This window comes from Paenibacillus sp. J22R98 (assembly GCF_059383835.1).
Window position 1 is genome coordinate 41,075 of record NZ_JBXENW010000012.1, and the last position, 22,071, is coordinate 63,145.

Here is a 22,071-nt window from a genome sequence, read left to right on the forward strand (position 1 = left end):
ACTACGCCAATATGATGCTCTACGAAGGCGACGGCTTGAGTGAAGCGACCCAGCTCCAATTGCTCAGTATAAGCAAATCGCTGGCCGGCCAGCTCTTCGGCGAGGAAGCCGTTCAGCGAGCGGTCGATCCCGGCATTGCACAGAAGGAGCAGGAGCGGCTGGAGACAGGCGGCCGACAAGTCCCGTCAAACGCCGAAGAGCTGTATATGTTGCTAAAACAGCGCGGCGATCTGTCGACCGAAGAACTTATCGCCATTGCCGGTGAAGGGGTGCCGGGATGGCTGCAAGTTCTTCAGCAAGCAGGTCGGATAGCGGAGCAGACGATTGGCCGCGGGCAGCGCCGCTGGATATGCGCGGAAGAGCAGGACATGTACGCTGCTTTCCCGAAGGGCGACAGCGCCATTGCCTTTATTGCCGGTCGCTTTGCAGACCACCGGCTGTCTTTTACCGAGGAGGAGCTGCGCGAGCGCTATCCTCAGCTTTCGCCAGCAGATACAGCACGTATTCCTGAGGTGCTGCTGCAGCTGGATCGGATCGAACCCGCTCCTTTCGCCGAAGGCGATGAAGAGCGGATATGGACGAGCCGGCAAGTAGCCAAACGCCTGATCCGCCTGACCATGGAGCAAGCACGAAAGCAAGCTGAGCCAATCGATCCCATTCGTTGGTGCACGCATATGTCCATGCTCCAGCATGCTCTTTCGGGCTCGCAGCTAAGCGGCATCGATGGTCTGCGCATGGTTATCGAGCGGCTGCAGGGTTTCTTCTTGCCCGCTTCGCACTGGGAGTCCGTTGTGTTCCCTTCGCGGGTAATCGGCTATCGCAAGGATGACCTGGATTTGCTCTGCGCCTCCGGCGAGATCATCTGGATCGGCCGCAAGGAAGAGAGCGAGAAAGAAGGCAAGATTGCCTTCTTCCTCTCGGAATCCAAGCCGCTCTATGCGCCTGTCATCGCACGAGCCGTCCAAGCTGCCGACAACACCAAACATCCTCGCCTGCTTGCACTGCTGCAGGAAGGCGGGGCCAGCTTCCTGACTAAGCTAAGCCGCGACTATGGTAAAGTACCGTCCGAGCTGCTGATCGATCTGCTCGATCTGATCTGGGAGGGCACGGTCTCGAACGACCAGTTCGCGCCGCTGCGTCTGCAGCTGCAGACCAAGGGCAAGCAGCTCGCCCGCACCGGTTCCGGCCTTGGGCGCTGGTACTGGACGGGTCCGCTCAGCGAGCAGCCCGCCCGACCAGCCTTGCCCGTTGCGCCTGCCGTGCCCGCCCAACCCGTTCAGCTCGGCCAGCACGCCGATCCCGGGCGGCCCGACCTTGCGGCCAGCGCCTTAGCCGCTCCGATCGACGCCGCCCAGCTGCGCTCCGTATCCTCCGAGCTGTCGGAATCGGCGCTCCACTGGACGCAGCATTTGCTGGACAGCTACGGCATCGTATCCAAGGATCTTGTCGCCCAGCTCTCGCCATTCAGCTGGGAGGAGCTGCTGCCCATGCTCAAGCAGCTGGAGCAATGGGGCGTCGTAACCCGCGGCCTGCTGGTGCAGGGCGTGCAAACCTTGCAGTTCGCGCGCCGCGAGCAGATCGCTTCGGTCCGCCAGCCGCTGCCCGGCCAAGACAATGCCGCCGTCACTGTCCTCGCCGCAACGGACCCGGCCAATCCATTCGGCCTGGCTGCCGATTGGCCGAGCGTACGCGGCACCGGATTCGCTCGCAAGAACGGCAATTACCTCGTGCTGCAGCACGGGCAATGGCGCTTCTGGCTCGAAAATAACGGCCGCCACATCGTCGACCTATCTTCATTATCGTCTTCGTCCGATGCCGCCCCACCAAGCAGCAACAGCAATACCGTCGGCACGGCCGAGCTCAAAGAAATTTTCCGCATGCTGCTTCGCCAGCACGGACTCAGCAAGATCAAGATCGAGCGCTGGAACGGGGAGCCGATAACCGAATCGGCCGCCGCCCAAGAAATGCTGCGAGCCATGGGCGCCGAGCGCGATAACCGCTCACTAGTGCTGTGGCCAAGCAACCTTCGCTAATACAAGCAGCTTCTCTTTCCACAACCAATCAACCGTCACAAATACAAGCAGTCTCTGTTTCTGCAATCAAGTAACCTCGCTAGCACTAGCATCTTCTGCAATCAAGTAACCTTCGCTAAACACAAACAAACCTCTCTTACCGCAGACCTATGCTGCGGGCAGGGAGGTTATTTTGTTATGGAAAACCGTTATATTTTCATATCGTTCCTCTCTCCCAGATATGTTATGGTGGAAATAATCTATCACGTGAGGAGCACGAGAATGTCTCGGTTAGTCTATCTGGGTTGTTTCGCTTATCTGGTTGTCGGGCTCGGTCAATTGGTCATCGGCGCTATCATGGAACCGATGGTTCACGCTTATGGCGTACAGTACGGTGATGGCGGTCAGCTCGTCATGCATCAGTTTCTCGGGGGTATGGTTGGTATTCTGTGCGCACCTTGGCTCATCGGGAAGATTGGCAAAAAAGCGGTGCTGCTGTCCGCCATCGGCTTCATGACGGTAGCTGAATTCCTATACACACTGCTGCCGCCATGGTGGGTGATGCTCACGATTGCGCCTTTTGCCGGGGTTGGTCTTGGCATGACGGAAGCGGTCGTAGGATCCTTTATTATCGGGGCATCCGGGGAAAAGGCCAACACGGCGATGAGCCGCGTGGAAACTTTTTTCGGCGTCGGCGCTTTGCTAATCCCGTTCGCGGGCGCAGCATTGATTGAGGCTGGATATTGGAAGCTTTCGTTTGGCATTGTCGGCGTTCTCGGTGCTGTCACCTTCTTATTGTGGTCGATCTGGTGGCCTTCCGTTCTGAATCAGCCTGCTTCATCGGTAGGCATTGCCGGCCATAGCGGGCATCAAGCCCATGCGGGAGCAGTACCGAAGCTCACAACCCGCTCCCTCATAATTCTGGTGGCATGCGCGGTATTCTTCATCGTTTATGTGGGTCTTGAGATGAGCTATATCCACTACCTGCCTTCCCTGCTTGTTCAAACGAACGGTCTCGTGGAGTCATCAGCTACATTGGCGCTTAGCCTCTTCTGGGGTGCGATGGTCATCGGCCGTTTGGTTGCCGGGCAAATCGCCGACCGGGTGGGCGGTTCGGTCTACTTGATCGGTACTTGTATCATCACTGCTGTTCTATTCATCCTCATGACCTTGTTCACCGCCGCATTACCGGCATTCGTGCTCGCTTTTGCCGTCGGTTTGACGATGTCAGGCATGTTCGCGATCGCGCTTGTGTTTGCCAACCGGGCAACGCCCGGCAGGACCGAACGGACGACCAGTCTGCTCATGGCTTGCGGCGGTATTGGCGGCGCGCTGCTGCCTAAAGGAACCGGCTGGTTCCTCGACCAGCATGGTCCGGATGCGGTTCGCTGGCTTTTCGCAGGTACGGCGGCATTAATGCTGCTTGTTATTCTCTGGGCTTCTCTGTCATCCCGTCGATCTGCTTCAACGACTGCTTCTGTACTCATGACGATGCACAAATAATACTCAATACCGACTTGGAGGCGTATCCTTGTGAACGACGCGATTTCTCGCCGCAAGCGCGAGCTTATGAATTGTTCTGCTGAGCTGACGATTGATCCGGATCAGCTTACTTCCTTTTGGGACCGTGTTTTGCAAAAATACGACGATATTCCGCTGGAGCTCCGGCGCGTGCGCGAAGAATCCCCTTTCCCGGGCGTTACCGTCGATAAAATTACCTATAAAGGCTACGATGACACGCCGATTCACGGCTGGTTTATCATCCCTCCTCACACAAAGGCAGACGAGCAGTTCCCCTGTATCGTAACCTTCCCGGGCTATACCGATGATCGCGGGTATCCGGAACGCTACGCAAGCTGGCTGCTTCTCGGCTATGCCGTATTCGCTGTTGATGTGAGAGGCCAAGGCGGCGAAACCGGCAATTACATGCCGGAGCAAGCCGGCTCGGTGAAAGGCTGGGTTTCCAGCAATCTGCTCGAGCCGGAAGGCTCGTACTACCACGCCCTTACGCTCGATGTCGTACGTGCCATTGATGCCGCTGCTGCTCAGCCTGAGGTTGATCCGGCCAGACTCGCTTCGGTCGGCGGCAGCCAAGGCGGCGGACTCGCATTAATCTCGGCAGCGCTGAACAGCAAAGTAACGGCCGTCATCGCCGACATTCCGAACATGTGCAATATGGATCACGGCGTGCTCAACTCCGGCAGCTCCTTATCGGAAATTGCTCAACATCTCAAACGTTATCCGGAGCAGCTGGAGCCTGTTCTCCACACGCTGGCTCACTATGACATGCTCAATCTCGCTTCACGCATCAAGGTTCCCGTCTTAATGTCTGTTGGTTGGAAGGATGGCGTCTGTCTGCCGGAGACGATCTATGCGGTTTACAACCGGATTACATCGGAGAAAGTCATCTTCGATTACCCGTTTAGCGGCCATGAAATCGGCGAGTACCACAATAGGGAACGGATTCTTTTTCTGCAGAAGCAGTTTCGCTAAATTCCGTCAAAAATAGCGATGGACGCCTTGCTTCAATCCGCTATAATTTAGGTAAGTCTGACTACGGTTACCTAAAGGAGTGAGCAGAATGAAGCGATCCCTCTTGCCTCTGTTTCGTACGGTTAACATGATGGCTCGTCATGCTGCTACGCCTCTTTTTACCGGTGGTCTGGCTGTGCCGCCGCCATGCTCGAATTTGCCATAACACCCGGGTTCAACCGGGTTACCCGGAAGAACCTCTGCCACCCGCTGCGCCTTTTACAGCGAGCTGCCCGAGGTTCTTTTGTTCATTGGCAGCCCTTCTCCGCCAAAATACCGCTTCAATCGCTCGGCAATCTCCTTCTGGTTGAACAAGTCCGGCGCATTATGACCAAGTCCCTCCATTACGGAGTACGATGCGTTCGGAATGACAGCCGCGGCCGCGCTTGCGCCTTTGAGCAGAAATGCAGGACTAGTGCTGCCGGCCAGAATGAGGGTGTCTATTCGAATGGCGCTGTAGTTTTGGAAAGTGGAGTCGAGGCGGAACACCTCATCCATCTCTTTAATGAGCGTCGGCAATTTATCGCGAAGCTTACGCCCTTCCTGGAATAGCAGGGAAGGAAGCAGCATCAGCTTGATGAGCCAACGCGGCAGTTTAACCATCTGCTCCGTCGTTCCGATTCCTTTGAGGAAGGTAATGAAGGCATCCAAGTCTTTGCCCTTCTCCATTTGCCGCTTATAGTCGGCCATCCAATCGGAAGGAAACTCGTCGTCGACCGAAACAGCCGGTTCATACACGGCTAGTTTCGCCATCATGGGCTGGGCAGTTCGAGCAAGCTCCAGTGCGATCAATCCGCCAAAGCTGTGGCCAAACACATAGGGAGCCCCCGTTGCTTGAAGAACGGCCAAGGCATCCTCGCATTCCTTCTCAATGCTGTACTGCATCCCCTGCGGCCCGCTGTATAGGCGACCGCGCCGATCAACGACAAAGACGGTAAACGTGTCGGAGAGCTCCTGCGCCAGCTTCTCGTATTCATGTCCGGATACGAAGGCGCCATGAATGACGACAAGCCCAGGGCCATGACCCGACTGTCTGTATCCGATGACAGTTCCATCCTTGGAAACGGTGCTGAGAAGGGTATAGCTTTTCTTGTTCTTCTTCATCCCGTGCTGCTCTCCTCTCTATGCTCATCGTGTTGTGTTGTGTTGTCCGTCGTATAGCCGATTATGTAGATTGATGGGATTCATTTTGCCGAAGCTTGATTATGCAGCGGACGCAGTTTATCGATTAGAGGAGGCGGAATGTCCATGAAACAATCCATCGTCAAATGTCCCGGGTGCGGTCTGATGCTGCCCAATCAGTATTTTGCAGAACCCTCGCGCTTTCATGCAACCGGCGAATGTATGGAGCTGTTCAATCAATTATCTTATTACACGACGTCACACGGACAGCCCGAATTCATTCATCAGTTAGCACTGGACTCCTATGGCGCGCAGCATTCCGGCGGAATCACTCGTCCCATTACGACAGCCTTCTCGCTGATTGGTCTCTATCTGGTCGTAGAGCACGGGTTTACAGGTAAACAGGTGCAGCAAGCACATATGGAGTTAGGCCGTAAAAAGATCGCATGGCCCGAGCTCGCCCCGCCGCAAACGAGTGCAGCCATTACGATTCAAGAAGTGCTCCATGCGGAAGCCGGTGAACCTCGAGATGCGATGATTCACCAATGGGTTCACGCCGTTTGGAACAGCTGGGCGCACGCCCATGATTGGGTCAAGGAAGCCGCTCAGCCCGTCCTTCATGCCGAATAGCCAAAAAAGGGTCTCTTCCAAGCAGCTGCTGCTTAGAAGGGACCCTTTCTAATTTTGCGCCTGTGCCCGGGTGATTCATAGATACGCTGCCCACGATGAACTCGCGTTCTTGTTCATAGTTTTACTATTTTCCCTGTAGCGCGGCTCAAATATACGACTGTTTATGAGCGACCTGCTCAAAATCAAACACAATTTAAACATTTACTGTCAAACTTCCTAAACACCTTGTCTCTATAATGGGCTCTAAAGCTGCCAAAGCTGGCTTGGACCAAGACAAAGGGGTTGTCCGGATGCTGAATAATATTTCGTTAAAGAAGAAATTGAGTGGCCTGCTTGCCATTCCGTTAGTGCTCTTTGTTGTTGTTTGCTTTTACTTGATTCAGAGAAATAATGCCGATTTGAGTCACATGAAAACAATGATGTACGACGTCAGTGCGCAAACCACTTCGCTGATTCTTAATGCTGACCGCGACATGTACCAAGCACTGGTGGCTTATCAAACCATTGAACACGGTCATTTGGCCGATGATGAACTGCAGAAGCAGCAGCAAGATTTGAGCGATAATATCGGGCAAATCGCGGAACGGGTCGGAAGTGCCGGTAGCATCCTGACCGAGAACGGGCTTTTGGCCGAAACGCATGAGCAATCCAAATTAACCGTTCAGCAGAACCTTGATCGGTTCAATACTCATTTCGCCGCTTGGTCCGATAAGACCGCTGCAGGTACGAGCGACATCGCTGATTTCGACACGGCCAGAGAGAGCTTGAATGAGCTTGGTGAGTTTCTCGACACGACCGCCATTACGCAAGCAAAGCTGATTCAGAAGACCAACGAGAGCATGCATGTGTTTATCTATATCATCATCGCCCTTTGTGTGTTAATTATTGCGGTGACCGGTTTTGGCATCATTCGGCGAATTACGAAGTCTGTCGATCATATTTTGCATCGCGTGAAGCAGGTTTCCGAAGGTAATCTTCATAGCGATGATCTAGCCCAGCATTATAAGGACGAGCTTGGCACCATCACGCAATCCATCGATAACATGGCAAATGGACTTCGGGAGCTGATCAGCCAGGTGCTGACATCCGCCGAAGCCGTGACGGTAGCCGCTTCAGAAATTTCCGCGACAACCGATGAAGTAGCCAGAGGGAACATGTATCAAGCCGAGTCGGCACAGACGGCTTCGGAGGTCGTTACGAAACTTTCGGAAGGCGTGCGCACCGTTTCGCAGCGTGCCAAGGAAGCGACCGAGCTCACCATCAACACCAACAAAGATGCCATTGCTTGCGGCAAAACGGTGCAAGAATCCCTCAGCAGCATGAATCTACTATCGCAGCGAATGAATGAGCTGGAGAAGGATTCGAATCAAATCGGCAACATCATTGGTGTCATCGACGACATCGCCGAGCAAACCAATTTGCTCGCGCTGAATGCCGCAATCGAAGCGGCACGGGCTGGCGACCAAGGGCGCGGCTTCGCAGTCGTGGCAGACGAAGTGCGCAAGCTGGCTGAACGCAGCGGCGAAGCCACGAAGCAGATCGCCGATATTATCAAGGGGATGCAGCATAGTACGCATGAGAGCGTAAAGGCGATGTCGACTACCGAAACGCTCTACCGGCAAGCCGGTGACGCGCTCGGCAGCATTGTGCTTCGAGTGGGTGAGGTAACTGAGCAGACCAAAGAGATCGCATCCTCGAGTGTCAGCCAAGCGTCGCAGTCCCAAGAAGTCATGAAGCAGATCGAATCCATCGCTTCCATCAGTGAAGAAGCCGCCGCAGCCGCCCAGCAAACGGCGAGCTCCTCCCAGTCCCTCGGCTCGCTCGCGTATCAGCTCAACACGATGGTCAAGCGATTCCGTATCTAACAGAGCCGTTTGCGAAAAGGCCGGGTTCCATAATGGAACCCGGCCTTTATTGTGCGTTTAGAGAGTAGTTGAAATGCTCTCCTGGTGCGCTACATGAGCTTGTTTCGCCAAATTCGCTCCGATGTAGATCTCATAGTGCGCTACATGAACTCGTTGCGCCGAATTCGCTCCAATGTGCTACACGAGCTCGAACAAGCTAGAAGAAGCTGAGAGTACGGAAATCGAACTCTCAACTTCACACTTACCAACCATGTACTTCCTGCTTCGGCAGCATGTCGCCGAGTTAGCTCCAGTGTAGTTCTCCTGACGGGCTATTCCCCCACCTTTCCGCTCAGTTCCACCCGATGTGTTGCTCTACGAGCCACTCATTCGCCATTTCCGCTCGTTTTCCACCAATGTGTCGCCCTACGAGCTACTCATTCGCCATTTCCACTCGTTTTCCACCAATGTGTCGCCCTACGAGCTACTCTTCCGCCATTTCCGCTCGATTCCCGCCAATGTGTTGCTCTACGAGCTACTCTTCCGCCATTTCCGCTCAGTTCCACCCGATGTGTTGTCCTACGAGCCACTCTTCCGCCATTTCCACTCGTTTTCCACCAATGTGTTGCTCTACGAGCTACTCTTCCGCCATTTCCACTCGATTCCCACCAATGTGTTGCTCTACGAGCTACTCTTCCGCCATGTCCGCTCGGTTCCCGCCAATGTGTTGCCCTACGAGCTACTCATCCCCTACACTCTCTTGCCGGCGCATCTGTAGCTACTCGCGACTAACGAACTTCTCCTCCCCGCGCCTTACGAGCCACCCGCACCTAGCGAACTCCCGCTCGCCAGCACTAGCGTCGCCCACCGGCGACCGCTACTTGCGCAGCAGCTCCGCGCCGAGCGCCCAGACGGAGCGAAGGCGCGATGCGCGGCCATGCTGATGGATGAAAGTGTAGTCCGTCAGCGTGACGCCCACGTCCTTCAATGCAGCGTGCATATCGTCATCGAGCATGAGCCGGTATTCCCACACCCGCTTCTCCCAGTGGGGAATCGCCGCCAGCATGGCGGTATCCTCTACAGCGGGATGGATATACGTTTCGCTGATGCCCTCGGGTAGGCGGTACATTTTGGCGATGATGGATTGTTTGAAGGACTCGTATGTTTCTCCTTCTTCCACCTCGAAAGGATGCGACAAGAGATAGTCCGGTATCGCTACGCCGAGCGTGCCCGCGAGCGCCGAAGCCTTGCCGACGGCACGCTCCACGCCGGGAACAGCGGCCATCATATCCTCCGGATGAACGTGGCGGAACAATCGAAACGACACTTTCCACTTGGCGCATTTCATCAGAACTTGCGGAATGTGGCTGCGGCCGGTCGCTATGCCGTACAGACTGCCCATGTGGTTGTCTGCATGCGTAATGGCAATGCCCGCTTGGCGCACCCGCTCATACTGAGCATCCATCTCCTGCACGACCGCCGCTGTATTCGCACCTCGCTCGAACGCCTCAACAGTCTGATACATATGCCCGCTCGCATCATGCAGCGATGGATGGCCCGTCAAACTCCCCCATCGAAGCGCATCGAATTCGCTGGTCAGCGTCAGGTGCAGCCCGATATTGGACTGCCCGCGTTTCTTGCACCAAGCCGCCGCTTCCTCGAAGCCGGGCGCCGGCGCCATGATCGTTGCCGACGACACTCGCCGCTCCTCCAGCAAATGCATAATGGCCGCATTCATCGGCGCGCTTTGGCCAAAATCATCGCAATTGATGACGAGATACTTCCCTTTCATCACGTTCTCCCCCTCCAAGGACACTATCCCCGCCACCAAGCAGCAGTTGGATAATCCGCACTGCCTACGGTAACGGTTTCTCCGATCTGTGGTGTTGCCACTTTAACGCCCTGTGCATGAGCTGCTCTCACGGCACGCTCAACCGGGTCCGTCCAATCGTGGTAAGCCAGCGTAAAAGCACCCCAATGAACGGGAATCAACAGCTTCCCCCTTACATCGCTATGCGCCTTCACCGTTTCCTCCGGCATCATATGTATCGCCGCCCAGCGCTCATCGTATTGACCGCACTCCATGAGCGTCAGATCGAATGGGCCGTACTTCGTGCCGATCTCTTTGAAATGCGGCCCGTAGCCGCTGTCCCCGCTATAAAAGACCCGGTTGCGCTTCCCTGCGATCACCCACGAGCACCACAGCGTACGGTTCCGATCGAACAGCCCTCTGCCTGAAAAGTGCCGCGCCGGCATACACGCAAGCGTAAGCCCGGCCAGCTGCAGCTCATCGCCCCAATCGTGCTCCGAGATTTTCGCAGAATCTACGCCCCACTTGCGAAGCCGTTTCGCTACTCCGAGCGGGACGATAAAACGGCCCACCTTGTCCTTCAGCTTCCGAATCGTGCCCTCATGCAAATGATCATAATGATCATGCGACTGAATGACCGCATCGATAGCCGGAAAATCCTCCGCCTGCAGCGGAAGGCCGCCGCTATAGCGCTTGCCTCCGAACAGCGCTACCGGAGAAGGCGAATCCGCAAACATCGGATCAAAAAGCAGCCGTTTTCCTTCGATCTCGAGCAAAAACGCAGAATGCCCAAACCACGTCACCTGCAAGCCTTCTGCCTGAGGCTGAGCCGGCAGCGACAGCTTTTTATACGGAATCGCCTGCGCCGGCTGACGGTTCGGGTTGCCTTTGAACTGATCCCGAAGCATGCTGACGATCGCCTTGAAGCTCATATCCATCTTAGTTTCTATGGCGTTGACGAATTTATTGTTTTGCCGGGTGGAAGCCATCTGCGATCATGCCCCTTCTATTGTCCAATTCATCCTTATGATTCCCATTATAGTGCAAAGCGGTACCCAGCCACCATGAGCGCAGCCATCTGTGCTAAACTGGTAGTAATTCATTCGATAAGCAGCAAGGAGAAGAACGAACCGATGAAATTGGTCTCATGGAATGTAAATGGGCTGCGCGCCTGTGTGAACAAAGGGTTTATGGATTATTTTACGGAGATGAATGCGGATATTTTCTGCTTGCAGGAGACGAAGCTTCAGGCGGGCCAGATCGAGCTTGAGCTTGGTGACGACTACGAGAGCTACTGGAACTATGCGGAGAAGAAGGGCTACTCCGGTACGGCTGTTTTCACGAAAATCAAACCGCTATCCGTGCGCTATGGCATGGAAGAGGATTATGAGCCCGAAGGCCGCCTTATTACGCTGGAATTTGATGATTTCTACCTCGTCACCGTGTACACGCCGAATGCCAAACGCGATCTGGCACGGCTCGATTACAGAATGGAGTGGGAGGATCGGTTCCGGAACTACCTGCTGGAGCTCGATGCGAAGAAGCCGGTCATCGTCTGCGGCGACCTGAATGTCGCCCATGAAGAGATCGACTTGAAGCACCCGAAGCCCAATATGGGCAACTCAGGCTTCACGCTCGAGGAACGCGGCAAAATGACCGACCTGCTCGCGTCGGGCTTTACCGACTCCTTCCGCTATTTCTATCCGGACCTCGCTGATGTGTACTCATGGTGGTCCTACATGCCGAAGGTCAGAGAGCGGAACGTGGGGTGGCGGATTGACTATTTCCTGGTTTCCTCCAGACTTGCGCCGGCACTGACCGATGCGCAAATCGACTGCCACATCATGGGCAGCGACCATTGCCCGGTTGTGTTAACGACAGGCGAATTAAGCACCACTGCAGCAGCAAAATAAACGAAAAGCCGGGCTTTCTCCCTCGCGGAGAACACCCGGCTTTCTTATTTCCCCACGCTATTCTCCATTCCACTCCTGCATGAACCGTTCTACATATTCCGCCATGTACCGGTGCCGCTCCTCGGCAATTTCTTTGGCCGAGACCGTGTTGATTCTGTCCTTCAGCTTCAGCAGCTTCTCGTGAAAATGGTTAATCGCCGTGCTTTTCCCTTTGCGATATTCACCGGGACTCATCTCATCGCGCGGCTGCAGCTTCGGGTCATAGATGGGATCTCCCTTCCAGCCCGCATAGAGAAAACATCGCGCAATCGCAATGGCCCCGATCGCATCGAGCCGATCCGCATCTTGCACCACTTGTCCCTCCAGCGTCCGCATCGGCGGGTTCGTACCGCCATTAAACGACATCGTGGCGATGATCTCCATAATGTGCGCCTGCTCCTCTTCTGTCAGCGTTTGGCTAGCCAGCCAGCTGCTCACCTTACGCAGGCCGCTCTCCTTAGAATCGTTGAGCTTCTCGTCTGCCACATCATGCAGCAAGGCCGCAATGATACAGATTTCCGCATCCGCACCTTCCCGCAGGGCGAGCCGTTCAGCCATTTGTACGACGCGGTGCACATGCCACCAATCATGGCCGGTGGCATCATGCTCCAGCTCGGCTCGCGCGAACCGTTCCGCTTCTTCAATCACGTGCTGCTTCTCGCCAAGTTGGCGCTGCATGTTCACAACCACCTTTTTCACGACTTCGTATTAGTTGCTGCGTTCTTGCAGCTCGCGCCAAACCTTCTTATTGCTGTATTGCTTCTCTGTGCTGATATCCTTGCCGAACCAAACGGGAGGTTCAAACGCCACAGCTGCCTCTTCGGAATCAAACTCTACCTCGAGCACCATCAGCTGAATTTGATCATAGATATCAATCTCCACCACTCTATCGCCCCAATGTGCGGTAAGGCGGTTCTTCGTCAGGGGAACAGCCCCGAAGGCTTGGATAACCTGTTCGTAAATCCCTTGCGAGATGCTGTATTCAACCTCTTCGCGCGCCAACCCATGGCCGGATTTGAAGGTATGCGTGTAGCTCACCTCATCCGTTGCGAGATCAACAATTCTGCGGACTCTCAGCTCCTGCGGGCCATCAAGTGCCAGATAAGTCTGCTCGATCCGATGCTCCGACACCCTCAGCAACTCGCCGGTGCCAATAAGCCCCTCCGGGAATTCGGTCAACAAAAACTTGCGTTCAATTTCTAAAGGCATAACGACATCTCCTTACGGGGTAGACTGCTTGGAATCCAATACGACTAGTATAGCTGTCCGCGTGTAACTATGTTATACGTTCTGCAAAAATAAGCAAATGCTTATGCGCTGACTCCTCTGTATAACAGGCGGCAATATGGCAACGATGAGGGAAGGAGGGATTACGATGCCAACTGTTCAAGTTCAAGGAAGAGGTACATTCGAAGCAGAAGAGGGCAAAAAACTTGTCCTCGTGCTCGAAGACAATGGGGTTGATATTCTGCACCGCTGCGGCGGCAATGCGAAGTGTACCACCTGCAGCGTCGAGGTATTAGCCGGGGATGCCGGGGAAATGGGCGAGGCCGAGGCGGCCGTTCGACAGGCAAAAGGGATCACAGAACCGAATATCCGCCTCTCCTGCCAAATTCGGGTACATGGTGATCTCACCGTGAATCCGCTCAAGACCGCCACTTCGACAGGTTTAGAGCCGGGTACTCGTCCGCAGGATTAATCCGAAATGCAGAAATGGCGGTGCCACGAGTCCGGCGCCGCCATTTTCATTTCCCAAGCTATACCTTGCTGAGCCAAAACCCTTCCGACGCGTCCTCCCAATCCTCGAACGGATCGTTCTCAACGGCTGAACGCGCAGCATTCACGCCTGCCCGAAACGCCTCCTCGGATTCCCAAATCGCCAATCCGATTAGCTTGCCGGTACGGCTGTCCTGCAGTGTGTGCACCTCTCTTAAACCGGCTGCTCCTTCAAGCGCGCTTCCGAAACGGTGCATGGAAGCAATTAGGTCCTCACTTTTACCCGGCTTTGGATGGTGGATCGACATATGAACGAACATAAACTTTTTGCCTCCCTGTCGGCTTATTTTGTTGTCGGAAGTCAAGAACATTGTCCCATTCCCGACTGTCCAGCGATGTCTCGTTTAACTGATGAGGTAAACGTCGTACTTCTCGAACAATTTCCATACTTGCTCAGCCATATAGCTGGGGGGATGCGGCATCCGATTCACGATCCACCATTCCACCATGCCGTAGAAAGCGGAAGACATGAATTGAACGGTTAATTCCTTATCGATATCCCGGACGGAGGAACGACCTTTCAGCTTTCCCCTTAGATTGACTTCCATGATCCGCAGCATCCGCTCGCGAAACAGAGAAGCTCGGTTGTTGGCCAGCATGGAAGAGAAAAACAGGAAGTTCTTCTCAATATAGAAGAAAATCGGAAGCAAGGAGCCGATAAGATCGATCGGTTCGCCGTCCGAGCTGTCTCGTTTGCAGTTCGTAAACATGTCGGCCAAATGATGCTCGATGCTCTTATCCAGCAGATCGTATTTATCCAAATAATGCAGATAAATCGTTCCTCGGTTCACGTTTGCCCGGTCGGCGATCTCGTTGATCGTGATTTGTTCGAACGGTTTCGCGGAGAAGAGTTCGAGAAACGCTGTGTTGATCGCTTCTTTCGTTTTCAAGACGCGTCTGTCCGTCTTCGTTTCGTTTCCCATCTTGGGGAACCCTCCTTCGGATAATAAACACTTTCCGGTCGATCGTCGTTTATGAAACAAACCGCCGACGATTAACGATTGAGCCAATATCCAAAACCCCTATAATAATAATCAACAACGGTAAATTAATCAACACCTGTTGAAATTATAAATAGAGGAGAGACGAAAATGAACAACACAGCATCCAAAGTCGTCATCATAACGGGAGCATCCAGCGGAATCGGGGAAGCGGCGGCGAGGCTGCTGGCCAAACAAGGAGCGAAGCTCGTCTTGGCGGCAAGAAGGGAAGAGCGAATTGCGGCGATCGCGAAGGAAATCGAACAGGAAGGCGGTTCCGCCGCGTATCTGAAAACCAACGTAACCTCAAGAGAAGACATGCAGTTGCTTGCGCAGTTTGCTCTTGCGAAATACGGACGCATCGACGTGTTGGTCAATAACGCCGGCGTTATGCCGAATTCCTATCTGCGTGACTTGAAAGTCGATGAATGGGATCAAATGATCGACGTCAACGTCAAAGGCGTTCTGTACGGCATCGCCGCCATATTACCGATCATGAGGGAACAACAATCCGGACATATCATCAACGTTTCTTCGATTGCCGGACACGAGGTCCACGAGACGATGGCCGTTTACAGCAGTACCAAATTCGCGGTAAGAGCCATTTCGGAAGGGTTGCGCAAGGAAGAATCGCAGACTAGCCGCATTCGTTCGACAATCGTTTCCCCCGGATTTACGGGAACCGAGTTGTACCTCACTATCAGCAATCCCGAGATAAGAGCGTACGCGGAATCGATACTCGATCAGGCGATTTCTCCAAATAGTATTGCCAAAGCGATCGCATACGCGATCAACGAACCCGACGACGTCTCCGTGGGCGAGATTATCGTTAGGCCTACGATGTTCGCTTAACTCGTTCTTTGAAACCTCTGTAATCGAAAGGAGTGTACCATGGAAAAGCAGCCTATTGGATTTACGAATGCCGAACCCTTTTTTAACATCGTTATGGATGGACTTAAAGGCGAAGTTGACGGGGAACACTTTTGGGATGCAGTAGCGAATGATGCAGTATTTGATTTTATATATAACATTCCTGGATTTCCAAATCGGATGGACCGTTCGAGATTTATGAGTTGGTTTAGTAATTATGGTGTGAAGCTAAATAAAGCCGACAACCTTAAGACTTATAAAGTGCAGGGAGAAAATATTATCGTCATGGAGTATCAGGTCCACGGAATCCAACCTAACTCCGGTAAGCCTTACGATAATAGATTTTGCTCAATAGTTACGATTAAAGACCGAAAAATCGTTTACTGGAGAGACTATATGGATTCGCTTGCTGTTATGCCGTAGAACAGCAGCTAAAAGAAACCGATTCATGAGACCCCCAGGTCCAGTAATCGGTTTCTTTCTGTATTGAACTGCACATCGATCGGATTATGTTACATTCGCGTTATATATATCGGTAAATTTAATTAATTTTTGAATTATATGTAATGTTTATTGACACATAAATCGTCCGTAGGCTACAATTCAAACTAACAACTACATAGAAACAGCTTTCTAGGGTTCCGCCAACCTAAATGTTCGGTTTTAACGTAATATAACCTGACAATTAGATTGGGTTTGGTCCGAGAGGAAGCGGCTGATGCTGCATCAGCTACACGGAGGGATAAAAACCCGGGAGAGTAGATACCATCTATTCTCCCGGGTTTTATTTAGTTTAGAGGAGGGTTTGAGATGAGAACGAAATTACCGCTTCTGCTGCTCATGATCATGCTGACGTCTGCCCTAACGCTTTCCGCTTGCAGCACATCCACATCCGGTTCGGAGAAAGATGATATTACGCTGCGGGTCGCTTACAACCTCTGGGTCGGAAGTGCGGGACTGTTTGTTGCTGAAAGCAAAGGTTTCTTCGAGGAAGCCGGCGTGAAGGTTGAGCTTATTCAATTCCCAAGCCCTACCGAAGCAACGCAAGCCTTAATCAGCGGCAACGTGGATGTGGCTCTCACAACTCTGGATACGGCCGTGATGGTGAAGACCAATGAGCTGAAGGATCAGAATTTGAAGGTATTTAGCTTCACGGATCTATCCATGGGGGCAGACGGCATCGTCGCTTCGAAGGATATTAAAACGATCGCGGACCTCAAAGGGAAAACTGTAGCGGCTACGATCGGAACGGTGAACCACTTTCTGCTCAATCATGCGCTGCAGCTTGCCGGGTTAAGCGAGAAGGATGTGAAGTTATCCAACGTCTCGCCCGAACAAACCGGACCGCTGTTTATCGCCGGCCAAGTCGACGCAGCCGTAACCTGGGAGCCCTATCTCTCCGAAGCCTTAACAGGAGGCGGTAACCTGCTCTACTCCACGAAGGATGCACCTGATCTTATTGTCGATGGTGTCATGACTCCTCAAGCGATGATCGACGATCATGAACGGGCACTTCGCAACCTGGTTGCCGCGATCGATAAAGGCACGGCTTTCTATTATTCCAACACCGACGAGGCTGCCGACATTGCGGCCAAGAAGCTGGAAACGACCAAAGATGAAGTCATAGCCATGATGGGCGGCGTCAAACTGCTGAAGCAAGATGAAGTCAAAGCGATGTTGACGGGCAAAGACAGCACGCTTAAAGCCCGGACTGAAGAGTACTCCTCCTTCTTCTTCGAACGTAAGCTGATCGACAAGGAAGTCAAAGCGGACGACATTCTGGATTCCTTTTTATTCAAATAATCAGTGGGAGTGATTGCTCATGAAGAAGAAAATCGATACCATCGTCGGAAAAGCCGCACTATTAATTATTGATGTGACCAAGGGTTCCTTGCTTCCACCTGAGAAAACGCCTATTCCGATCTTCGACGCGCAGACGGCCGTCGACAATATCGGAAAGGTACTGGAAACTGCGCGGCAGGCGGGCATTCCGGTTATTTTCTTCCAAGAGCTGCATCGCGTCGATCTGATTGATTTCGGCCGTGAGCTGGAGGGCGTTGAGGATATCCACTGTTTGGAAGGGTCTGAGGATGTTGAATTTCTTGATTATTTGAAGCCTGCCAAGGGCGAGTATTCCATCGGCAAGCGCCGTTACAGCTGTTTCTTCTCCACCGATCTCAATATTCTGCTGAAGGGACTGAAGGTGGAGACGCTGCTTGTTACCGGCTTCCTAACGGATGTTTGCGTGCATTACACCTGCGCCGACGCGCATCAGCATGATTATTACGTTCGCGTGCTCCATGACTGCGTCAGAGGGTCCAGCCCCGAAGCGCATCAAGCCTCGCTTAACGCAATCGAGTACCTGCAAACCGCGTCGAAAACCAACTCTGCCGAGATTATCTCCCTGCTGGAGCAGCGGGTGACGGTTTAACCCAATCAGATGCCCTGCCTCTATTGAGGCAGGGCTTTTATTATTGCGGCTGAGCCGCTCTCTGTATTTATTAGCTTCTTGTAAAAGCAGCCGAACTCCCTGCCTTCAAATTGCTTCCAGCTCCATAATCTGGCACTATGGAAGATGTACCAATTATTGAATCGAAGGAGCGATCTATTAGATGAGAATCCATTTCCATGGCCATGCTTGCCTCCAAATCAGCACCGGCGATAAATCCCTTGTTATTGATCCCTTCCTTAGCGGCAACCCTGTTGCTGTCATGAAACCGGAAGCGCTGAAAACCGACGCTGTGCTGCTGACTCATGCCCATCAAGATCATATTCTGGATGCCGCTCCGGTCGCGATTGCCAACGATGCACCGATTGTATCCATTGTCGAGCTTGCTACCTATATGTCCTGGCAAGGCGCAAAAACAATCGGAATGAATATGGGCGGAACGGTCGATCTCGGATTCGCGCAAGCGAAAATGATTCAAGCATTTCACAGCTCCGGCATCGTCGATATGGAAACGAAACAAATCATGTATGCGGGTATGCCTGCCGGATTCCTCGTATTCGCGGAAGGCCTCACCATCCTGCATGCCGGAGACACATCGCTATTCGGCGATATGAAGCTGATTGGAGACCGCTATGACATCGATGTCGCTTTCGTGCCGATCGGTGACCACTATACAATGGGACCGGAAGATGCGCTTCAAGCCGCAAAATGGTATAACGCGAAGCTGACCGTGCCAATCCACCACAGCACATTCCCGCCTATTAAGCAGGACGCGGAGAAGTTCGTGCAGCAGCTTGAAGAAAACGGACTCAAAGGCCGCGTCATGGCACCGGGTGACGAGCTTGAGGTTGAAGGCCGTTAGTTCCGGGTTTTAGCTTGGCACGCGGCGCATGTGCGGTAGCAGGTACCTCTTATAATTAAAATGTATTGGGGAGTGAGCGTATGCCGGATTGGTCGTATAAAACGTTGTTTCTTCCTTTGCTGCGGCGGCTTCCGAATCGGCTCGCTCGCTCCGTCACTCTTGGCGCTATCGGCACCTTGAGCCGCCTGCCGCTGGGCTCCTTCGTCATTCGCACGCTGGGGCATATGGAACCCGCTCCTCTACTCCGCAGCCACACAAACGGCGTCGATTTCATCACGCCTGTCGGTCTGTCAGGCACGGTTGATCCTTCGGGCACCGCCCATCGGGCTATGGCGCAGTTCGGGCTGGGGTTTATGGAGATCGGGCCGATTACAACTGTGCCCCTTCATATCGCAAGCACGGCGCCCATTCTGCTCAATCAAGAGGAGCGAAGCATCACCTATCCGTTCTATGCAGACAATGACGGCGCAGCCCAAGCAGCATCGCGGATTGCGAAACCCGGCCACAAGCTGCCGCAGTTTGCAAGACTGCTGCCGCTGCCGGGGAGTACGCCGGAGCAGTCGCTCAATCAGCTGCTGACCATGATCGGGCAGCTGCGAAAGGCCGGCGCGGCAGGCTTTTATCTTGATATTCTGCAGCAGCCGGCATCAACTGAACACATGGTCGCGCTGCTCCAACTGATCGCGGTATCCGAAGCGGCTGCGGATAACCGCTTGTTCCTTTATATCCCGCATGACGCAGCAGATCACACGCTTCAACTCGTGCTCGATTCCATTGATTTCGCAGCGTGGAGCGGCGCCGTTGTGGGCGAAGCCCGCGCAAGTGACGGCGGGTTCACGGTCAAGCCTGCAGATAAGCAGTCTTGCACGGCGAAGCTTACCCTGCTTCGCCGGTTGGGCCCGCAGCACTTCGTGCTCAAAGCATCCTGCGGCGTCTATGACCCACAGGACGCCCTGGACTTCATGGCCGCTGGCGCCGACTACATCCTGCTGCATGGCGGGCTCATCGATACCGGACCCGGACTGCCCAAACGGGTCAACGAAGCGATCCTGCACGAGCGCGTCCGGCAGCTTCCTGAGCCTAAGTCCGAATCCTTCTGGCGTCACTGGGGCTGGATGTGCTTGCTCGGCATCGGGATGATCATCGGCGGCCTGCTTGCCTGGATAATAGCGACCACAACGGTGCTGCTTCCTTATGACGAAGCGTACCTCGGTATCAATCGTGACATGCTGCATCATTTGAATCACCGCCTGCTTCACTTCATGTCGCATGACCGCATTACGCTTGCCGGCACGATGATTTCCATCGGCGTACTCTATTATCAGCTTGGTAGACACGGACTGCGGCACGGGATGCACTGGGCAAGAACCGCATTGCTCGTGTCCGGTATTACCGGTTTCGCCAGCTTCTTTCTCTATCTGGGCTACGGCTACTTCGATCCGCTGCATGCGGTCGTCGCACTCATTCTTCTCCCTATGTTTCTGCTGAGTATGCGCGCTAACCCCGACCAACCGTTTCGCAATCCCGTCAACTTACGCAGCGACCGGGTGTGGAAGCGAGCCATGTGGGGACAATTCTGCATGGTGGTGCTTGGTTTCGCGCTCGTAATCGGCAGTATCACCATCTCCGGATTCGGTGTAACTCGCGTGTTTGTGCCGCAGGATCTAGCCTATATGGGGCTCACATCCGAGCAAATCGCGGCCATGAATCCGCGGCTCATTCCGCTCATCGCCCATGACCGTGCCGGGTTCGGCGGTGCGCTCTTCTCTGATGCGCTGGCGCTGCTCACGATGGCATTATGGGGAATACAGCAAGGAGAACGCTGGCTGTGGTGGACATTTCTAATTGGCGGAACTCCGGCATTCTTCGCTGCCTTCTCCGTTCATTGGCATATTGGCTACACGGACTTCGTTCACTTGTCGCCTGCTTTCTTCGCCTTATTGCTCTATATAGTCGGCCTAATATTACTTTATCCTTATCTGACGCAATCACCGGTCACCGCTCAGCGCACGACATAACCAACGATTGGATCAAACCGCTTCATATAAGCAGCTCCGGGCGTCGCGGCCATAATCGCATTCCTACAGCGAATGAGCAGCGCATTCTCCAGCTGCACCATCCTCCCCATGGAGCGCGATAGGCGAACGATTCTATAGGCTCGCGCCTTGCGCTCCTTCTCGTAAGCCCGCAGTGCAGCAGGCACATCCAGACGCACTGACGCCGTCCCAGCCGCCTGCTCCAAGCACCGCGCCAGCACTATGGCATCTTCGATAGCCTGAGCGCCGCCCTGCCCCAGATTAGGCAGCATCGGGTGCGCTGCATCGCCGAGCAGCGTCATGCGGCCGGAGCTCCATCGAACCAGCGGGGCTCGGTCTACGATGTCATGGGCCAGAATCGTCGACGGATCTGTCGCCTCGATCGCATCGACAACCGGCTTGTACCAGCCGCGAAACAAGTCCAGCAGCGCAGACTGTCGCTCCGTCGCCGGCAGCACGGTTCCTTCCGGCGCATTAATCGCCGCAAACCAGAACACGCGGCCATCGCCCAGACTGGAGAATCCGAACCTTCGGCCCTGTCCCAATGCCTCAAATCCGCCGCCATCGACGGCGCCAATCGGTATATCTGCCAATGTACATACACCTCTAAGCGCAGTATAGCCGGAATACCGAAGGGGACTTGCACCGAATAATTGCTCTCGAATCGCAGAATGAATGCCATCAGCTCCGATAACAAGCTCAGCCTTCTCGCGAGTCCCATCGCCAAACACAGCCGTAACGCCATCATCCGTCTGTTCGCCGCGAATCCACTGCTTTCCGGTGTACACCTTGGATTTCGCCATAACCGCTTGCAGGAGAATGGATTGCAGCTCCGCTCTATGAATGATGTAGCTGTGCGTGCCATATTTCGCCGCTTGCTTCGTAGCAGGTAGGCTCGTGATCAGTTTACCGTCCCATGTCCGAATGTCCGCTTGCATGACCGGGGCGCCTGCTTCTCTAACATGCACGCCAACACCTAACAGATCCAGCGCCTTCATCGCATTGGCTGCAAGCACGATACCCGCCCCTGCTTCCCGGAGGGCGACAGCTTTGTCATACACCGTCACCTGCCACCCGCGCTGCTGCAGCGCCAGTGCTGAACACAATCCGCCAATACCGGCTCCGATTACTATGGCTTCACTCTTGTACACGTTGTTCATCCATACATCCCCCGCTCTTCTCCTATCACTGGTTCC

Annotated in this window: 21 protein-coding genes, 1 pseudogene and 1 riboswitch; of the genes and pseudogenes, 14 read left to right on the forward strand and 8 right to left on the reverse strand. The window is 54.0% G+C overall.

Annotation, left to right across the window (positions count from 1 at the left end):
- Positions 1–695: 695 nt before the first annotated feature.
- From AC50Y3_RS26460 to AC50Y3_RS26470, 3 genes and pseudogenes are all read left to right on the forward strand, one after another.
- Positions 696–2,033, forward strand: a pseudogene (locus AC50Y3_RS26460) (Lhr family ATP-dependent helicase); the annotation flags it as partial.
- A gap of 261 nt (positions 2,034–2,294) precedes the next feature.
- Positions 2,295–3,515: an MFS transporter gene (locus tag AC50Y3_RS26465; protein WP_494821701.1), complete on the forward strand. Its 1,221-nt coding sequence runs from the start codon at positions 2,295–2,297 to the stop codon at positions 3,513–3,515.
- Between the two features lie 30 nt (positions 3,516–3,545).
- Positions 3,546–4,505, forward strand: coding sequence for an acetylxylan esterase (locus AC50Y3_RS26470; protein ID WP_494821702.1), 960 nt, complete (start codon positions 3,546–3,548; stop codon positions 4,503–4,505).
- Positions 4,506–4,763: 258 nt separating this feature from the next.
- On the opposite strand, the gene AC50Y3_RS26475 is transcribed toward AC50Y3_RS26470, so the two are convergent.
- Positions 4,764–5,648: an alpha/beta fold hydrolase gene (locus AC50Y3_RS26475; RefSeq protein ID WP_494821703.1), complete on the reverse strand. Its 885-nt coding sequence runs from the start codon at positions 5,646–5,648 to the stop codon at positions 4,764–4,766.
- A 144-nt stretch (positions 5,649–5,792) separates the two neighbouring features.
- Between AC50Y3_RS26475 and AC50Y3_RS26480 the strand changes: the two genes are divergently transcribed.
- The 3 genes from AC50Y3_RS26480 (at position 5,793) to AC50Y3_RS26490 (ending at position 8,918) form a co-directional block, all read left to right on the forward strand.
- Positions 5,793–6,296 (forward strand): DUF5946 family protein, encoded by a 504-nt coding sequence (locus AC50Y3_RS26480; RefSeq protein WP_494821704.1) that lies wholly within the window; start codon positions 5,793–5,795, stop codon positions 6,294–6,296.
- Between the two features lie 290 nt (positions 6,297–6,586).
- Positions 6,587–8,161, forward strand: a complete 1,575-nt coding sequence (locus AC50Y3_RS26485; RefSeq protein WP_494821705.1) for a methyl-accepting chemotaxis protein — start codon at positions 6,587–6,589, stop codon at positions 8,159–8,161.
- A 346-nt stretch (positions 8,162–8,507) separates the two neighbouring features.
- Complete coding sequence (locus AC50Y3_RS26490) at positions 8,508–8,918, forward strand: hypothetical protein (protein WP_494821706.1); 411 nt, start codon at positions 8,508–8,510, stop codon at positions 8,916–8,918.
- A gap of 99 nt (positions 8,919–9,017) precedes the next feature.
- Here AC50Y3_RS26490 and AC50Y3_RS26495 read toward each other — a convergent pair whose 3' ends face one another.
- A complete protein-coding gene (locus AC50Y3_RS26495) occupies positions 9,018–9,932 on the reverse strand; it encodes a polysaccharide deacetylase family protein (protein WP_494821853.1) in 915 nt (304 codons plus the stop codon).
- 23 nt (positions 9,933–9,955) lie between these two features.
- A complete protein-coding gene (locus tag AC50Y3_RS26500) occupies positions 9,956–10,939 on the reverse strand; it encodes an MBL fold metallo-hydrolase (RefSeq protein WP_494821707.1) in 984 nt (327 codons plus the stop codon).
- 144 nt (positions 10,940–11,083) lie between these two features.
- Here AC50Y3_RS26500 and AC50Y3_RS26505 point away from each other — a divergent pair, with 144 nt between their 5' ends.
- A complete protein-coding gene (locus AC50Y3_RS26505) occupies positions 11,084–11,863 on the forward strand; it encodes an exodeoxyribonuclease III (RefSeq protein WP_494821708.1) in 780 nt (259 codons plus the stop codon).
- A gap of 57 nt (positions 11,864–11,920) precedes the next feature.
- Here the strand turns inward: AC50Y3_RS26505 and AC50Y3_RS26510 are convergent, their stop codons facing one another.
- Positions 11,921–12,580: an HD domain-containing protein gene (locus AC50Y3_RS26510; RefSeq protein ID WP_494821709.1), complete on the reverse strand. Its 660-nt coding sequence runs from the start codon at positions 12,578–12,580 to the stop codon at positions 11,921–11,923.
- Positions 12,581–12,610: 30 nt separating this feature from the next.
- On the reverse strand, positions 12,611–13,111 hold the full coding sequence (locus AC50Y3_RS26515) for a CYTH domain-containing protein (protein ID WP_494821710.1): 501 nt from the start codon (positions 13,109–13,111) through the stop codon (positions 12,611–12,613).
- Positions 13,112–13,277: 166 nt separating this feature from the next.
- Between AC50Y3_RS26515 and AC50Y3_RS26520 the strand changes: the two genes are divergently transcribed.
- Positions 13,278–13,601 carry a 2Fe-2S iron-sulfur cluster-binding protein gene (locus tag AC50Y3_RS26520; protein WP_494821711.1) on the forward strand — a complete coding sequence of 108 codons (324 nt, stop codon included), beginning with the start codon at positions 13,278–13,280 and terminating at the stop codon, positions 13,599–13,601.
- A gap of 58 nt (positions 13,602–13,659) precedes the next feature.
- Here the strand turns inward: AC50Y3_RS26520 and AC50Y3_RS26525 are convergent, their stop codons facing one another.
- The gene (locus AC50Y3_RS26525; RefSeq protein ID WP_494821712.1) at positions 13,660–13,938 is read right to left on the reverse strand and encodes an antibiotic biosynthesis monooxygenase family protein; all 279 of its coding nucleotides are present in this window, start codon (positions 13,936–13,938) and stop codon (positions 13,660–13,662) included.
- A gap of 84 nt (positions 13,939–14,022) precedes the next feature.
- Positions 14,023–14,601 carry a TetR/AcrR family transcriptional regulator gene (locus tag AC50Y3_RS26530; protein WP_494821713.1) on the reverse strand — a complete coding sequence of 193 codons (579 nt, stop codon included), beginning with the start codon at positions 14,599–14,601 and terminating at the stop codon, positions 14,023–14,025.
- A gap of 168 nt (positions 14,602–14,769) precedes the next feature.
- Here AC50Y3_RS26530 and AC50Y3_RS26535 point away from each other — a divergent pair, with 168 nt between their 5' ends.
- From AC50Y3_RS26535 to AC50Y3_RS26560, 6 genes are all read left to right on the forward strand, one after another.
- Complete coding sequence (locus AC50Y3_RS26535) at positions 14,770–15,510, forward strand: SDR family oxidoreductase (RefSeq protein WP_494821714.1); 741 nt, start codon at positions 14,770–14,772, stop codon at positions 15,508–15,510.
- Between the two features lie 39 nt (positions 15,511–15,549).
- On the forward strand, positions 15,550–15,951 hold the full coding sequence (locus AC50Y3_RS26540; protein WP_494821715.1) for a nuclear transport factor 2 family protein: 402 nt from the start codon (positions 15,550–15,552) through the stop codon (positions 15,949–15,951).
- Positions 15,952–16,150: 199 nt separating this feature from the next.
- A riboswitch (guanidine-I (ykkC/yxkD leader) is annotated at positions 16,151–16,287 on the forward strand.
- A 51-nt stretch (positions 16,288–16,338) separates the two neighbouring features.
- Positions 16,339–17,331: an ABC transporter substrate-binding protein gene (locus tag AC50Y3_RS26545; RefSeq protein WP_494821716.1), complete on the forward strand. Its 993-nt coding sequence runs from the start codon at positions 16,339–16,341 to the stop codon at positions 17,329–17,331.
- A gap of 19 nt (positions 17,332–17,350) precedes the next feature.
- On the forward strand, positions 17,351–17,959 hold the full coding sequence (locus AC50Y3_RS26550; RefSeq protein ID WP_494821717.1) for a cysteine hydrolase family protein: 609 nt from the start codon (positions 17,351–17,353) through the stop codon (positions 17,957–17,959).
- 181 nt (positions 17,960–18,140) lie between these two features.
- Positions 18,141–18,839, forward strand: a complete 699-nt coding sequence (locus AC50Y3_RS26555; protein ID WP_494821718.1) for a metal-dependent hydrolase — start codon at positions 18,141–18,143, stop codon at positions 18,837–18,839.
- 80 nt (positions 18,840–18,919) lie between these two features.
- On the forward strand, positions 18,920–20,857 hold the full coding sequence (locus AC50Y3_RS26560) for a beta/alpha barrel domain-containing protein (protein ID WP_494821719.1): 1,938 nt from the start codon (positions 18,920–18,922) through the stop codon (positions 20,855–20,857).
- On the opposite strand, the gene AC50Y3_RS26565 is transcribed toward AC50Y3_RS26560, so the two are convergent.
- Positions 20,842–22,035 (reverse strand): FAD-dependent monooxygenase, encoded by a 1,194-nt coding sequence (locus tag AC50Y3_RS26565; protein ID WP_494821720.1) that lies wholly within the window; start codon positions 22,033–22,035, stop codon positions 20,842–20,844. The genes AC50Y3_RS26560 and AC50Y3_RS26565 overlap by 16 nt on opposite strands.
- Positions 22,036–22,071: the final 36 nt, after the last annotated feature.